Consider the following 15,465-nt stretch of genomic DNA (forward strand, 5'->3'; position numbering starts at 1 on the left):
AACGCCTTTACTTCGCTTATTCCGGCAGGAAGCTATTCTGCCCGGATATATTATAATGTTTTAATCTTAATATTTCGGAATGATACTTCATCTCCATGATCCTGTAGCAGGATATGGCCTTTGATTGCTTCTCCAAAACGTCCATTGGCGTTGTATTCCGGAGCTGCATATTTGCTCATACCTACAAGTTTTCTGAAGTCTTCGCTGCCACGTTCATACTCTACCACTTTTTTGCCGTTTAACCAGTGTTCTACGTGTTTGCCTTGAACCAGTACACGTCCTTCGTTCCACTCGCCTATAGGCTTTGCGGCTTTGTCTTTGGCTGTGATCAGATCATATAATGAACCTACTGTACGATTGCCATCACGCCCTTTTTTTGCATCCGGATGTTTATCGTCATCTAATACCTGAAACTCAAGTCCGAAGGCGGACCCTTTCGGTTTAGGTTGCTGTTCTACTACAAAATATTTGACACCACTATTGGCACTGTCTGTCAGTTTGAATTCAAACCGAAGGTCAAAATTGGTATATTCATCATTTGTCACAATATCTCCGCCATGTTGGGATTCTGCTCCATCTGATGCCTCCACAGTGAGTGTGCCATCTTTTACTGTCCAGCCTTTTTCAGGAAATGTTGTCATGTAAGCTCCCCGCCAGCCATTCGTTGTTTTTCCGTCAAACAATAATTTCCATCCTTCTTTGGTTTCCTGTTCGGTTAGCTGATTAAAAGAGTCGTTGGAGGCAGTGGTCGCTTGTGTTACTGTATCAGCAGTTGTTTGTGTTGTATCTTCTTCCTTCTTTTCGTTAGAAGAACAGGAAAACAGGCTGATAACACTCAATGAGAATACAGTGATTTTAATGCCGTTGATAAGGTACATAGTGAATTAGGGAGTATAGCGTATATTAAAACTGAGCACCTACTTTGGATTGTAGATACTCTTTACTGATTTTATTGCATTGCAATGCTGTTCGGGAGGGGTCAGGTACTGAATCTAGTTCTATCACAGCCCACCCTTTGAACTTAATATCATTCAATGTTGAGAAAAAGGCTGGCAGATCCATATTTCCCTGACCTAGTTCTACAAACTGATACGATTTGGGATCGTCTGTGTGATTAGGATTAGGACGTTTTACATCTTTAATATGTAGTGTGTGTAAGATACTTTTATAGTCACGGGCTGCTTTAGCCGGATCTCCGCCTCCTTGCCAGTAATGGGCAATGTCTAACAGGAATTTGATATACTTGGGATTGGTATTCTGGAGAATAATGTCTACCTCTTGAGGTGTTTCTCCCAACTGGTGCATATGGTTATGATACACAGCTTGTATACCTTCGTCTGCTGCTCGTTTACCTACTTCATTCAGCAGTTGAGCATACCGCTTGAGTTGCTCAGTAGTTGGCTGGCGATCTTTAGGGCGGGAACTGTTGGTAAGCTGAATTGCATGACCTCCCAGGGCTTTTACAAACCGGGCATGATTCACATGCATTTCCAACTGACTTTTCTCTACTGCCGGATCTATATCCACGTTGCCACTTGAAAACATGGCCAGCTGGAGTTTATGCTGTGTTAATAGCGCTTTCAGTTCGTCGACCTTGTCTTTATACTCTTTGTATGAATTGGCTCGTATCTGAATTCCTGTAAGCCCCAATGAAGAAATGTCCTGAATAGCTTGTTTATCATTGCCATTCCAGGTTATGGCTGAGCAGGCAAATGAATACAACGGTTTGGGTGCTGCAAGCAAGGAAGGAGATATAGCACCTACCGCGGTGTATAGTCCTGCCTGTTTCAGAAAATTTCTACGGGAAATAGATTGAAGTGTCATGGGTAATGAAGGGTATGAATTAAATAAAATCAGAATATGAAAGATTCTAAAAAATATACTGTAGAGTGAATTACTACCTTTTGTCTCTTATCCTATAATTTAGTAGTGAAAGTCTAGTTTTAATAGTTTTCACCCTTATCTATAGTATATAGTCTGTTTTGCTATACTTTTACCAAATATTTGATTTCTCTAAATGAGAAAAACTGATCGATTGCATAATTGAATACTAAAAATTGCAATTATCCTGTAAACAACAAATGATTTAGTAAAATTATTATTTTTTATTGGATAAATAGCGGAGTTTCAGAGGGTAATTTTATAGATGCCAGTTATATAAAAACAACGCCCTCTTCTATATGAAAAGGGCGTTGTCTATTTTCTATTCCTACGTTGTTATTTCATGTTATCGTAAAATTCCCTCAGCTTGGGACTAGTCTCTTTCGAACGTATATCATTGCGCATTTCCTTTACGCCTTCAACTTCCTCAAACAAACCCAGCGTTTGATAGGCATTAAAGCGTACAAACTCATTGCTGGAGTTACGAGCAATATTTTCCAGATAGGTAATCCCTTTTTTCTGAACATCTCTAGGTTGTTTCTGCAGATAGTCTCCATATAGTTGGGTGAATGGATATAGGAAGTTCATATCTGTACGATTGAATTTCTCTGTAAACCAATCAAACATTTCCGGATTACCTGTTTGTGAGTAATACGATGCCAGAGCCAATACAATATCATTGTTGGTATACTTCTTGAAACTAGCCAGTTGTTGTTCTGCGTCAGCAGGTTGGGTGCGTAGATAGCCAATAAGCGCTGTGGCTACTACATAATAGGATTTGTCGGCAAGTGCCTGGCGGAATACATCCTGGTATTTCTCCGCCTGCCATTTGATTAGCTTGCCCAGGGCTTCTGCACGAACATACGAACGGGTGTCCTGTATCGCAATCTTTTTAGCCAGCGTTTCAAAATCAGGGCTGACTTCTGACGGAATGTTCCGCACCGCCATTTGGCGAATTACCCATGATTTATCATTTAATGCATCTTTTGCTAATTGTTGTATAGCCTGACTTCTGCTACTCAGAGCAGGAGTTTTGGATTTTGTTTCAGCATCCTCTTCTTCCTCATCTGTCAGGATTTTAAACAATTCATTGAATGATTCATACCGAGCCAGAAACTTGTCTGAATGATAATACTGATATACCAGTTCACTTTCTGATTTGGGATGAGTAACCTGAGCTGCCAGAAGTTGCGTTTCTGCATCAAACAAAACCAGGTCTGGTTTGGCTGCTGCCGGAAACTCGAATACCTGCTGAGACTGATTGATGGTGATTTCATGTGTAGTCTTTTTACCTCCAGTCCAGATTTCTACCTGCACCGGAAGGCGGTAAATTTGAGATACATCTTCATCGCTTGGCGATTGACTGATCTGTAGCTGCACTTTTCCATTGGCATATTGATGGGCTACTTTTACTTTAGGATGACCTGCAGTCAGAAACCATTGATCAAAAAACCAGTTTAGATCTTCTCCTGTTACTTCTTCAAATGCTTTGCGCAGGTCATGAATTTCTACTTTAGTGAATGCATTACGTTTCAGATACAGGTTCAATGATTTAAAAAAGGCTTCATCCCCTACATATTTGCGAAGCATATGGAGAATAAGCCCCCCTTTCTGATAGGAGTGTGCATCAAACATATCTTCTTTATCTGCATAATAATAGCGAATCAGTGATTCCTGTTTGCCTTCCGCTTCTGCCAGATACTGTTCCTGATCTGCCTGCAAATGGTAATCTGCTTCGTTTCTTCCTTGTTTGTGTTCAATCCATAAATACTCCCCATAAGTAGCAAACGACTCATTAAGAGGTAAGTTAGACCATGATTCGCAGGTTACCAGATCCCCAAACCAGTGGTGAAACATTTCATGGGCAATCACATCGTCATTAGTGTCGTCAAGTAGTTCACGATCGTCTTTTTGCACATAATCTCCAAATACTACAGCTGTGGTGTTTTCCATAGCTCCTGATACATAATCATGCACAACTACCTGAGCAAACTTGTCCCATGCATAAGGATAATCCAGTACTTTGGAGAAAAACGTAAGCATCTCTGGTGTACGGCCAAAGATATCTTTGGCATATTTTCCATATGATTTATCGACCCAGTAGCTAAGTTCAATATTGTTCCACTTGTCTTTAACTACTGCAAAATCACCTACAGCCATCATAAACAAATAGGGTGCATGTGGTTTATCTTGTTTCCAATAATCGGTACGCGTACCATCCGAATTTTGTTTGGATGAGATTAGACGCCCATTGGACAGTGTTGCATAGTTTTTGTCAACAGTAATATAGATTTCCTCTGTACAGCGTTCGTTAGGAGAGTCAATGGTCGGGAACCAGCAGGAAGAAGCCTGAGTTTCCCCCTGTGTCCATAACTGACGGGGTTTATTGGGATCTTTGCCATCCGGATTGATAAAATATAACCCTTTATCCTCTGTAATAGCCGCACTACCTCCTTTGGGTAAATCGTTAGGTTTGGCTACATATTTAATTTGTACTGTAAACTTATCATTACGTGTCATCGGCTTTGCCAACTTTATTCCTATGATCTTCTGGTCATATCCATACTGAAGTTTGGTAGTTTTGCCTGCTTCCAGTACATCAATACTTTGTATATCAAATCCTTTGGCATCGAGATACAAAGAGTCTTGTGTATAGAAATGAGGTTTAAGTGTAAGTGTTGCAGTTCCCAGTAGATGTTGTTTGTTCCAGTCAAATCGTACCTCCAGACGTGTGTGAATCAAGTCGTGTTTGCGTGTACGTTCAGGTTGATAAGGATACATCTCTTCAGGTCCTTCTGTCTCTTCGGCTTCTGATGAATCAATTACGGCAGAGGCAACCGAGTCAATGGCTGCTGTATCAGATTGCGTTTCTTTGGTAGAAGCGGAAGGCTGTTGTGAAGATTTACAGGCGTCAAAATAAAAAATCAGCGATAGAAAGCTGATTGTAACAAACAGTTTTTTGTGCATTGGATTTCTTTCATTTATTTGGCGTAAATATAACAATGAGACTGAAGACCAAGGCCAAACCGCTGCCTAAAATAGAAAAAATGTGTCTATAGCTTCGGAAAATTTCATATAGACAGACAAGTAATGCTTTTATCTATCTTTTTATCAACAGGAAAACCGATTTTATGCTGAAAATTGTCGTTAACAGCCAACATACATTTGAACTGAATGAAAATGCAGCACAGGATCTGGATCTTATGGAGACTCATCCGGGAATTTTTCATATTCTCAAAGATAACCACTCCTATAATGTGGAAGTAGTAAAGGCTGACTATGCAGAGAAAACCTTTACTGTAAAAGTGAATGGGCAGATCTATGAAGTGAAAGCCCAGGATAAATTTGATCTGTTGTTACAACAACTTGGTATGGGCAATGGAAGCAACAAACAGATTAAAGATCTGAAAGCTCCTATGCCAGGCTTGATTCTGGATATCAAGGTAACAGAAGGACAATCGGTTCAGAAAGGCGATCCATTGATTATTCTGGAAGCAATGAAAATGGAGAATATTATAAAAGCTCCGGCGGATGGCGTCGTAAAGTTAATCAAGGCAAAGAAAGGTGAAACGGTAGAGAAAAATCAGATTTTACTTTCCTTTTAGAGCCTTTACTTATCTTTTTGATAACAGGATTACAAATAGCAACAGAAAGAAATTACCTTTTTCTGCCCATTAAAAAACACGCAACCGACTTTCAACTTTTTTATTATCTTTGCGCGGCTTTATTGGAAGCTATTCTGCAACCTTAATATCTCTTACTTCATCTTAAGTCATTCCAGACCTCACAGGTCAAAACTAATTGATCGAATGAAATACAAACGGATTCTACTGAAACTAAGCGGCGAAGCTCTGGCCGGTGAACAAGGCTATGGTATTGATTCTAAACGGTTAACCCAATATGCACTGGAAGTTAAAAGAGTAGTAGATGCTGGTGTGGAAGTGGCTATTGTAATTGGAGGTGGTAACATTTTCAGAGGGGTGGATGGTGAAAACTCTGGCATTGATCGCGTTCAGGGAGATTATATGGGGATGTTAGCTACTGTGATTAACGCTATGGCTGTACAGAGTTCTATGGAGAGTCATGGTATTTACACACGGTTAATGTCTGGTATCCGTATCGATCAGGTTTGTGAGCCTTTTATTCGTCGCCGGGCTGTACGTCACCTGGAAAAAGGCCGTACTGTAATCTTTGGGGCAGGGATTGGTAATCCTTATTTCACAACAGATACTACCGCTAGCTTACGGGCTATTGAAATTGAAGCAGATGTAGTGTTGAAAGGAACCCGTGTAGATGGTATTTATACCGCTGATCCTGAAAAAGACCCCACAGCAACCCGTTATGCACATATTTCGTTTGAAGAGGTATATGCAAAGGGGCTTAATATCATGGATATGACTGCCTTTACACTTTGTAAGGAAAATAACCTTCCTATCATTGTGTTTGATATGAATAAAGCTGGTAACCTGTTTGATCTGGTAAGTGGCAAAGATGTAGGTACCTTAGTGACAATGAACGGAGAATAATTAACTCGTATTACAAATTAATTATACAAGGACTTAAAACCTGGTTTTTAAATTTATAACTAATAAAAATGGAAGAGATACAGTTTTATCTGGATGAGGCCAAAACTGATATGGAAAAGTCCATGCAGCATACAATCATAGAACTATCCCGTATCCGCGCAGGCCGGGCTACAACCAATATGCTTGATGGTATTGTGGTAGAATACTATGGTAGTCCTACCCCTCTGAATCAGATGTCGTCTGTAACTGCACCAGATGCCCGAACTATTGCTATCAAGCCATTTGACAAAAAGTTGATTGGTGAGGTAGAGAAAGCAATCCGTAATAGTGATCTGGGAGTGAATCCACAAAATGACGGAGAGATGATTCGGATTAACATTCCGCCTTTGAGTGAAGAACGTCGGAAAGAGTTGGTAAAGCGTTCACGGAATGAAGTAGAAAGTGGCAAAGTAAGTATTCGTAACGTGCGGAAAGAAACGAATGAGGCTTTGCGGAAATTATTGAAAGAAGGTGCGTCTGAAGATGATATCAAACGTGCTGAGGAAAAGGTACAGGCATTGACAGATCAATATATAGCTAAAGCCGATGAATTGTCTGCCAAAAAAGAAACCGAAATAATGACTATCTGATCGTATTTCTTTTTATGGATAAATGTAAAGAGCCAGTGTACACTGGCTCTTTACATTTATAGCAATGGGGTGATTAACAATATTTCTCCAGCATGGTAGCCATTTGCTGTTGTAGTTTTTGCGCTTCAGTAGCAGCCTGTCTGGCGAAATCTTCACCTGAGGATGCATATAAGATAGAACGAGACGAATTGATCAGTAGTCCACATTCTTTATTGAGCCCGATACGGGATACTTCTTCCAGATCTCCTCCTTGAGCACCTACACCAGGTACGAGCAAAAAATGACCAGGTACTAGTTGCCGGATACGTCCAAGTTGTTCGGCTTGTGTGGCACCAATGACATACATCATTTTATCAGCACCTGCCCATTTCTGAGAGGTTTCAATAACTTGCTCAAAGAGAGGCTGGCTACTTTTTAGTGGAAGCGTCTGAAAGTCGTGACTGCCTGTATTGGATGTTAAGGCAAGAAGTATGACCCATTTGTCTTCAAATGCCAGAAATGGTTCTACAGAATCTTTTCCCATATACGGTGCTACCGTAATAGAATCAAAATTCATCTGTTCAAAGAATGCCCTTGCATAGAGTCCGGATGTATTGCCAATATCTCCCCGCTTGGCATCTGCAATCGTAAAAAACTCTTTAGGAATATATTCTATCGTTTTTTGCAAGCTTTCCCAGCCTTTGGCTCCATGTGCTTCATAGAAGGCTATATTGGGTTTATAGGCAACACAGTAATCAGCTGTAGCATCTATAATTTGTTTGTTGAATTCAAAAATCGGGTCACTGGTACGTTGCAAATGGGAAGGAATTTTCTGGATGTCCGTATCCAATCCTACACATAGATATGACTGTTTTTGTTGTATGTGGCGAAACAGGTCTGATTTATTCATGTTGCTATTTGAATGTTATCTGCTGAACTTAAAAAAAATATTGCCACAAAAATAAAAAGTCCGGCATTGCGACCGGACTTTTTCAGAATAATATTACTATTTATTATGGAGATTACTCCTGATTAGTTACGTAGGTCTTCTACTTCTACTCCTTTGTATTTTGTTTTGTCAAATACAAAAGTTTTATCATCTACAGCTGTAGGAGTAAAATTGGTAATAGTATAGTTGTATTTATTACCATTTCTTTCAAATGTCTTAAAGCTTTTAATGCTTTTATCTTTTTTGTTAACGATGATTCTGATTTTATTTACCTGACTGTTTTTGTTGTCAGGAGTTAGATCAATCACATCATCTACCTTGTTACTTTCTTTGGGTACCAATGTATATTTGTAGCCTTTTTTATACACATTATAGATATTAGATGGTGTAATATCATCGTCATCTGGTTCGTAATCTGTAATAGTTACTTCATTAGCATCTTTCAGATAGGTCCATACAGTACTACCATTGTTTATGACTTCCTGGCCACCTAGTTTCAGATAAAATTTGCTGTCCTTAACAACAATTTCGCCTGTTGCGTTTTCTTTTATCCCACTACCTGGGCTTTCCATAGAATAGGAAAAGGTCGCTTTGAAGCCTTTAACAGATTTGTATTTACTGCTCATTGCTTCTAATATCTCCCCAGCTTTAGGATCATTGTTTTGTGCCTGAGCTACCGAGAAGCTCATCCATACACTCGCTGCGAATAAGAATAAACGTTTCATTTTTTTCGAGTTTTACTGCGCAAATATACTACGTTAGATAAGAAAGTAGTGAATTGGTTTAGTTAGATATATTATTTGTGTTACAAAAAGCTTGCCGTTATTTTAACAGGTGCTAAAAGTTGTCTTTTATTTCCTGTCATCATTCATTTTGTTTATCAACTGTTCCAAGGAATATTCGTCCGGAATAAGCACTTCACGGGCTTTACTACCTTCAAAAGGGCCTACAATTCCTGCGGCCTCCAGTTGGTCAATTAATCGTCCTGCGCGGTTATATCCCAATTTCAGACGACGTTGTAATAGTGATGTACTTCCTTGTTGATGCTGAACAATAATTCGTGCGGCTTCTTCAAACATGGAGTCCCTGTTTGCAAGATCTATATCTTCTTTTCCACTACCACTATCATCACCTTCAAATTCCGGAAGCTGATAGGCATTTGGATACCCCCGTTGTCCGCCTACGAAATCACAGATTCTCTCTACTTCTTCTGTTTTTACAAAAGGACACTGTAAACGAATAATTTCCGAACCCATCATTAACAACATATCTCCCTGTCCAACTAGCTGATCTGCACCACCTGTATCCAGGATTGTGCGTGAGTCAATCTTTGATGTAACCTTAAACGATAAACGTGCCGGAAAGTTCGCTTTGATAATACCTGTAATAACGTTAACAGATGGACGCTGTGTTGCAACAACTAAGTGAATACCAATAGCACGGGCTAATTGGGCTAAGCGTGCAATAGGTTGTTCTACTTCTTTTCCTGCTGTCATCATCAAATCTGCCAACTCATCCACTACCAATACGATATAAGGTAAAAAACGATGCCCTTTCTCCGGATTTAGCCGTCGATTAACAAACTTTGTATTGTATTCTTTCAGATTCCGGCATTCTGCGTCCCGCAACAGGTCATAGCGAAGGTCCATTTCCACACAAAGCGAGTTCAATGTATGTACTACTTTCTTTGTATCTGTAATGATGGCATCTTCATCACCTGGAAGCTTTGCCAGGAAATGACGTTCTATTTTATTGAATAGTGTTAATTCTACTTTTTTAGGGTCAACAAGAACAAACTTGAGCTCCGAAGGATGTTTTTTGTAAATTAATGAAGCTAGCACAACATTTAATCCCACAGACTTACCCTGACCAGTAGCTCCTGCCATCAGCAAGTGTGGCATTTTGGAAAGATCCGTTACAAAAACTTCATTTGAGATAGTTTTTCCCATCACAACGGGTAAATCCTTGTCACTTTTCTGGAAGGCTGGTGATAGCATAACAGACTTGATACTCACCATTTCCCGCTTTTTATTTGGAACCTCAATACCGATGGTTCCTTTACCTGGAATCGGAGCAATAATACGTATACCCAAAGCCGCTAAGCTAAGTGCAATATCATCTTCCAGACTTTTGATCTTCGAGATCCGGATACCCGCTTCCGGAATGATCTCATACAGTGTTACTGTTGGTCCAATGGTTGCTTTGATTGAGGCAATCCCTATTCCATAGTGGCCTAAGGTTTCAACAATCTTATCTTTATTCGCTTCCAGTTCTTCAACAGACACATGGGCTTTTTCTATAGGTTGTTCGTCCAAAAGATCTAATGATGGATATTGGTAATGTGCCAGATCCAATGTTGGGTCATAGTTAGGCAAGTCTGGAGGAAGAGCATCCTTATCAAATGGAAGGACAGGAATATTCTCTGTGATTGGAAGCGAGTCTTCTATCTTAAAAGGTATCTCCGTTTTGATCGGACTTCCTGTTGTAAGTGGTATATCTGCTATATTGGGTTGTTCAATGCTAAATGCAACTTCTGTTGTCGGCTTACGAGGAATATCCCGTTTAGGTGTGGTAAGGTTGGTTTCAAAATGCATAGACTGTCCAACTGGTTCCACCTCTGGTTTTTCTACAGCTATTTTTTCTACTTTATCTACTGCCACAGCAAACTTTGCCAAATCCGGATCATTGTTTGTAGGGATAGTATTCCATTGGCTTGGCACTACTACAGGAACTTCAGGTATATGTACCTCTTCTTTTCCAGCTTCTTCAATTTCACGAATCGTTTCATTGATTTTTACATTGAAGCTGCGAATCGTTGTAACATTAAAGAAGTAAATGATAAATACCACCAGTGCAAAGGCAATTAGCAGGAGAGTGCCCCATCCCAGCAGATCATGGCTAAACGAGGCTAATTCGTATCCTATCCCACCACTCAAAAAGCCTAGCCACTCCTGTTGTTGAGTTGTCAGAACCAAATAACCTAACAACGAACTAAGCCAGATGGCTGTAAACAGGGAAAACTGAGTCATCCGTCCAATTGGAAACAACTCACGTTTGAATACAATTTTATAGCCACCAAGAAACAGGATAGGAATAAGTAAAAATGCTGCTATTCCAAACCATTTATAGATAAGCCAGTGAGCCAGGAATGCTCCTGTAACTCCCAACCAGTTTTCGGTTTCTGCTCCTGCTTCACGAATAGGAGTTTCATTGACAGAGCCTACCATGCTTTGGTCTGCTTTGCCTGTAAACAAATACGAAATGAATGCAATCGAGAGAAAAAATGATAGAAACAGTAGCAATAAGCCAAGTGAAAGCTTCATTCGGGGATCACTAAAGGCTGCAGTCATTCGTTCCCAACGGTTGTTTCCACGACGTTTGGGGGTGCTTTTTTTCTCTTCAGGCTCTTTCTCTTTGCGATAAGAGTTTCCGTTATTACCTGACTTGTTGTAAGTGTTTTTTGCCATCTGTCCTCACTCCAAAATCTTTTTCTACGAAAAGAAAGTTTGTTATATATATAGTATTAGAATATTTATGTGTAATTGATCTCTATTCCGAGAACTATGTACTATTATACAGTTTTGTATACATCCGGATTGTGTTTTTCCATCCAGTTTTCGGGACGGGCAGCTACTTTAAATCCGTATTTTTCATAAAGCGTATGTGCATCGGATGTAAGCAATACCCAACGGCGAAGGCCTTGTAATTCAGGATGAGAAGTTATCGTTTCTACCAACCATTTGGATAAACCATTTTTTCGGTATTCTTCTTGTATGAATACATCTCCTAAATAGGCAACTGTGGCAAAGTCAGTAATGACACGTGCAAAACCTACCTGTTGTGTTCCCTGATATACACCAAAACAAAGTGAATTCTCAATAGATTTTTGAACGGTCTGATAAGGAATATTAATAGCCCAGTAAGATTTCGTACTCAGAAAATGATGGATTAAAGGAATATCCAATCTGCTTTTGTCTGTACTGATGGTGTATTCACCATTTTCAAGTTGCATAGATTTGGTTTCGGTTTGTTTAGGTTCGTTGGACTCTCCTGATATAAACAAAATTACATATTATTTTTCAGGATTGCCCGATTAATCTTCTTAGCAATGCCCGGCCCTTCATAGATAAATCCTGTGTATAACTGAATCAGTGAAGCACCCGCTGCCAGTTTCTCCTGTGCATCTTCCGGAGACGCAATACCGCCTACTCCTATAATAGGAAATGTTCCTCCAGATTTTTGATGCAGGTAACGAATTACTTCTGTGGCTCGTTTGGTAAGTGGCTGTCCACTCACTCCTCCAGCCTCAGGGCTAGGTATAGCTGAAAGATCTGATTGTAATCCTGAACGGCTAATCGTTGTATTGGTTGCTATTACACCGGCAATTTTGGTTTGCTGTACAATATCAATAATGTCGTCCAGCATTTTTTCTGTTAAATCTGGCGCAATCTTCAATAAAATGGGCTTAGGTATTGGTTTGCGATAATTTTTATCCTGCAAAGTTTGTAGTAATTTCATTAACGGTTCTTTATCCTGTAAATCTCGTAGGCCAGGTGTATTAGGTGAACTTACATTTACTACAAAGTAATCTACTTCATCAAATAAAACGTCAAAACAGATTTCGTAGTCTTTAACAGCGTTTTCATTTGATGTATCTTTATTCTTTCCAATGTTTCCGCCTATAATTACCCGTTTACGTTGAGGGTTTTGAGCTTCTGCTTTGCGAATTTTCCGGATGCGGGTGGCCGCTGCCTGTGCACCTTCATTATTGAATCCCATTCTATTAATCAATGCTTTGTCTTCCTTAAGACGAAACATGCGGGGTTTAGGATTACCTGGCTGAGCAAGGGGAGTAACCGTTCCGATTTCAATAAATCCAAAACCCAGATCTGCCAGTTCGGTAATTAGTTCGGCATTTTTATCAAAACCTGCTGCAATACCTACTGGATTGGGGAAACGAATACCAAATAATTCTCTTTCCAGTTTGGGGTGGGCTATATGATATAATCCCCGGAAGATAGATGGCACCAAGGGTATCCGGAATAAGAACTTAACCAGGTTAAAAACAGTATGATGCGCTTTTTCTGCATCTAATAAGAAGAAGAGGGGTTGGAGAACATATCTGTACATGCCTGCAAAGATAATATTCCTTTGTGTTTATTGATGAGTGTGTGATCAGCTTTTGAGAAAAAGCTATTATTTTTAAAAATGAATCTGTTTTGGTTCTTTACAGAATAGCCCGGTATTATTTTTGAGGAAATTTAGGTTTACATTTGTGATTTCAGATACAGGTAGACTATACGATTCGAATGAAAATCCTTGACTGGTATATTATTAAGAAATATCTCTCCACATTTATATTTGTGGTAGGGATTCTGATGGCGATTATTGTGGTGATTGATGTAGTGGAGAAAATGGATGATTTTATCAAACGGAATGCACCATTAAAAGCCATTATCTTTGATTATTATCTGAATTTTATTCCATACTATGCAAACCTGCTAAGTCCGATTACAGTATTTATTGCCACTGTATTTGTGACGGCACAGCTGGCTGCCCGTACAGAAATTATTGCCATACTCAGTAGTGGGGTAAGCTTTCGAAGAGTGCTAGTGCCCTATTTGATAGGTTCCTGTGTGGTGGGAGCGATGATTTTCTACCTTACTGGATGGGTTATACCGAATGCGAATAAAACCAGACTGGCGTTTGAGAAAAAATACACCAAAGACCAGTTTTATTTTAGTGGACGAAATATCCATCGTAAGGTTGCTCCGGATCTGTATGTATACCTGGAAAGTTATGATAATAGCCGTGATATAGGATATCGGTTTACAGAAGAGAAAATTATAGGAACCGAAATGAAGGCAAAGCTTTTTGCTCAATCGGTTACCTGGATTCCTGAAAAGAGTAAATGGAAGCTGACTGATTACCGCATTCATACCTTCGATGGTTTAAAGGAGACAATTTCTTCCGGAATACAGAAAGATACCATTGTTCCCAATCTGGTGCCTGCCGATTTTGGCAACAACTACATGCAATATGAAACGTATACCCTGACAGAACTGGAAGACCTGATTGGAGAGTTGATTAAACGGGGAGATGATGGAGTAGAGATTTATCAGATTGAAAAGTATCTGCGTTTTACCAGTCCGTTTGCCATTATGATTCTGACTATGATGGGGGTAATTGTATCTGCCCGAAAAAGTCGGCAAGGTGTTGGTTTCCAGATCGCATTTGGGTTTGTACTGGCTTTCGCATACATTCTGATCTTTATTATGGGTAAAACACTGGCACAGATTGGTTCTATTCCACCTATGGTGGCTGTATGGATTCCAAACTTTATATTTGCGGTCTTGAGCTTTATCTTGTATTTTGTTGTGCCAAGGTAGCGTCTGATCTCTATCATACTATATATTGGAACCCCTCATCAATGAGGGGTTCTTTTTTTGTTTTTAACCATACTTTTGTAGTAAAATCTTTTTCACAATAGATAATTTATGCAAGAATCCACTGGTACATCTGCAACTCCATCACTACAGGACTATCTGCAGTTACATTTTCTGGTCATTATCTGGGGATTTACTGCTATTCTTGGCCGATTGATAACAATTCCTGCTGTGGAGTTGGTTGTGTATCGCACATTGCTGGCTTCTATTTTGTTAGGAATTATTTGCTTCTACAGAAAGAAAGAGCTGAATGTAGGGACATCTGTCACTATTCAGTTCTTTCTGACAGGATCTGTAATTGCCCTTCACTGGATTTTATTTTTTGCTGCAGCAAGAGTGGCTAATGTGTCGGTATGTCTGGCTGGCATGGCAACTGGATCGTTGTGGACTAGTTTATTGGAACCACTAGTACAACGTCGTAAAGTTAGATTGCTGGAAATAGGTCTAGGAATAATTGCCATAGCAGGCTTGTATGTGGTTTTTCGTTTTGAGTTTACTCATGCATTGGGATTAGGGATGGCAGTAATTTCTGCTATGCTGGCTGCTTTATTTTCTGTGATTAATTCCAGATTTGCTCATATATATGATGCTCAGGTAGTTACTTTTTATGAAATGATGGGTGCTTGTTTGAGTGCATCAGTCTTACTGCCTCTTTTTTCTGTATTTTTCTATAAGGGAGAACCCATCAATCTGATTCCTGTAGCATGGGACTGGTTATGGATTGTACTACTTGCCTGGGTGTGTACAGTGTATGCGTATTCAATGGGTGTGAGCTTGTTACGTAAATTTACCCCATTTGCGATTAATCTGACTATTAACCTGGAACCTGTATATGGAATTGTTCTGGCAGTATTAATCTTTGGAGAAAAGGAACGAATGACCCCTGGATTTTATGCTGGTACCGCTATCATCTTACTGGCAGTATTAATTTATCCGTTACTGAAAAGTTTTCAGGCAAAGAATCTAAGGCAAAATGTCTGAGTCGTTGGGATAACGAGAAAATAATATCATTTTTGTGCCGCATTTTGCATCCTGGTAATTATATATCTTTCTAT

General features: G+C 39.6%; 13 protein-coding genes. 5 read left to right on the top strand and 8 right to left on the bottom strand.

Annotated features, from left to right (window positions below; all coding sequences use genetic code 11):
• Positions 1–50: 50 nt before the first annotated feature.
• The 3 genes from QNI15_RS29125 to QNI15_RS29135 all read right to left on the bottom strand — a co-directional run bounded on the left by QNI15_RS29125 (position 51) and on the right by QNI15_RS29135 (position 4,848).
• On the bottom strand, positions 51–878 hold the full coding sequence (locus tag QNI15_RS29125) for a 3-keto-disaccharide hydrolase (protein ID WP_314035198.1): 828 nt from the start codon (positions 876–878) through the stop codon (positions 51–53).
• A 25-nt stretch (positions 879–903) separates the two neighbouring features.
• Complete coding sequence (locus tag QNI15_RS29130) at positions 904–1,824, bottom strand: sugar phosphate isomerase/epimerase family protein (protein WP_314035199.1); 921 nt, start codon at positions 1,822–1,824, stop codon at positions 904–906.
• Positions 1,825–2,217: 393 nt separating this feature from the next.
• Positions 2,218–4,848: a M1 family metallopeptidase gene (locus QNI15_RS29135; RefSeq protein ID WP_314035200.1), complete on the bottom strand. Its 2,631-nt coding sequence runs from the start codon at positions 4,846–4,848 to the stop codon at positions 2,218–2,220.
• A 164-nt stretch (positions 4,849–5,012) separates the two neighbouring features.
• On the opposite strand from QNI15_RS29135, the gene QNI15_RS29140 reads away from it, so the two are divergent.
• The 3 genes from QNI15_RS29140 to frr all read left to right on the top strand — a co-directional run bounded on the left by QNI15_RS29140 (position 5,013) and on the right by frr (position 7,036).
• Positions 5,013–5,486 carry a biotin/lipoyl-containing protein gene (locus QNI15_RS29140; protein ID WP_314035201.1) on the top strand — a complete coding sequence of 158 codons (474 nt, stop codon included), beginning with the start codon at positions 5,013–5,015 and terminating at the stop codon, positions 5,484–5,486.
• 204 nt (positions 5,487–5,690) lie between these two features.
• Positions 5,691–6,407 carry a UMP kinase gene (pyrH, locus tag QNI15_RS29145; protein ID WP_313986258.1) on the top strand — a complete coding sequence of 239 codons (717 nt, stop codon included), beginning with the start codon at positions 5,691–5,693 and terminating at the stop codon, positions 6,405–6,407.
• A gap of 68 nt (positions 6,408–6,475) precedes the next feature.
• On the top strand, positions 6,476–7,036 hold the full coding sequence (gene frr, locus QNI15_RS29150) for a ribosome recycling factor (protein WP_313986260.1): 561 nt from the start codon (positions 6,476–6,478) through the stop codon (positions 7,034–7,036).
• 73 nt (positions 7,037–7,109) lie between these two features.
• On the opposite strand, the gene pyrF is transcribed toward frr, so the two are convergent.
• The 5 genes from pyrF to QNI15_RS29175 form a co-directional block, all read right to left on the bottom strand.
• Positions 7,110–7,925: an orotidine-5'-phosphate decarboxylase gene (gene pyrF, locus QNI15_RS29155; RefSeq protein ID WP_313986262.1), complete on the bottom strand. Its 816-nt coding sequence runs from the start codon at positions 7,923–7,925 to the stop codon at positions 7,110–7,112.
• A gap of 122 nt (positions 7,926–8,047) precedes the next feature.
• Positions 8,048–8,689, bottom strand: a complete 642-nt coding sequence (locus tag QNI15_RS29160) for a LolA family protein (protein ID WP_313986264.1) — start codon at positions 8,687–8,689, stop codon at positions 8,048–8,050.
• A gap of 126 nt (positions 8,690–8,815) precedes the next feature.
• Entirely contained in the window at positions 8,816–11,431 is a 2,616-nt protein-coding gene (locus QNI15_RS29165) for an FtsK/SpoIIIE family DNA translocase (RefSeq protein WP_314002008.1), read from the bottom strand.
• Positions 11,432–11,535: 104 nt separating this feature from the next.
• Positions 11,536–11,976: a GNAT family N-acetyltransferase gene (locus QNI15_RS29170; RefSeq protein ID WP_313986267.1), complete on the bottom strand. Its 441-nt coding sequence runs from the start codon at positions 11,974–11,976 to the stop codon at positions 11,536–11,538.
• A gap of 53 nt (positions 11,977–12,029) precedes the next feature.
• Positions 12,030–13,094, bottom strand: coding sequence for a quinone-dependent dihydroorotate dehydrogenase (locus tag QNI15_RS29175; protein WP_314002012.1), 1,065 nt, complete (start codon positions 13,092–13,094; stop codon positions 12,030–12,032).
• 179 nt (positions 13,095–13,273) lie between these two features.
• Here QNI15_RS29175 and QNI15_RS29180 point away from each other — a divergent pair, with 179 nt between their 5' ends.
• The gene (locus QNI15_RS29180; RefSeq protein WP_313986271.1) at positions 13,274–14,353 is read left to right on the top strand and encodes an LptF/LptG family permease; all 1,080 of its coding nucleotides are present in this window, start codon (positions 13,274–13,276) and stop codon (positions 14,351–14,353) included.
• A gap of 108 nt (positions 14,354–14,461) precedes the next feature.
• Positions 14,462–15,391: a DMT family transporter gene (locus tag QNI15_RS29185; protein ID WP_314002014.1), complete on the top strand. Its 930-nt coding sequence runs from the start codon at positions 14,462–14,464 to the stop codon at positions 15,389–15,391.
• The last annotated feature ends 74 nt before the right edge of the window (positions 15,392–15,465 follow it).

Source organism: Xanthocytophaga flava (genome assembly GCF_030068545.1).
In the GTDB taxonomy this organism is placed as follows: domain Bacteria; phylum Bacteroidota; class Bacteroidia; order Cytophagales; family 172606-1; genus Xanthocytophaga; species Xanthocytophaga flava.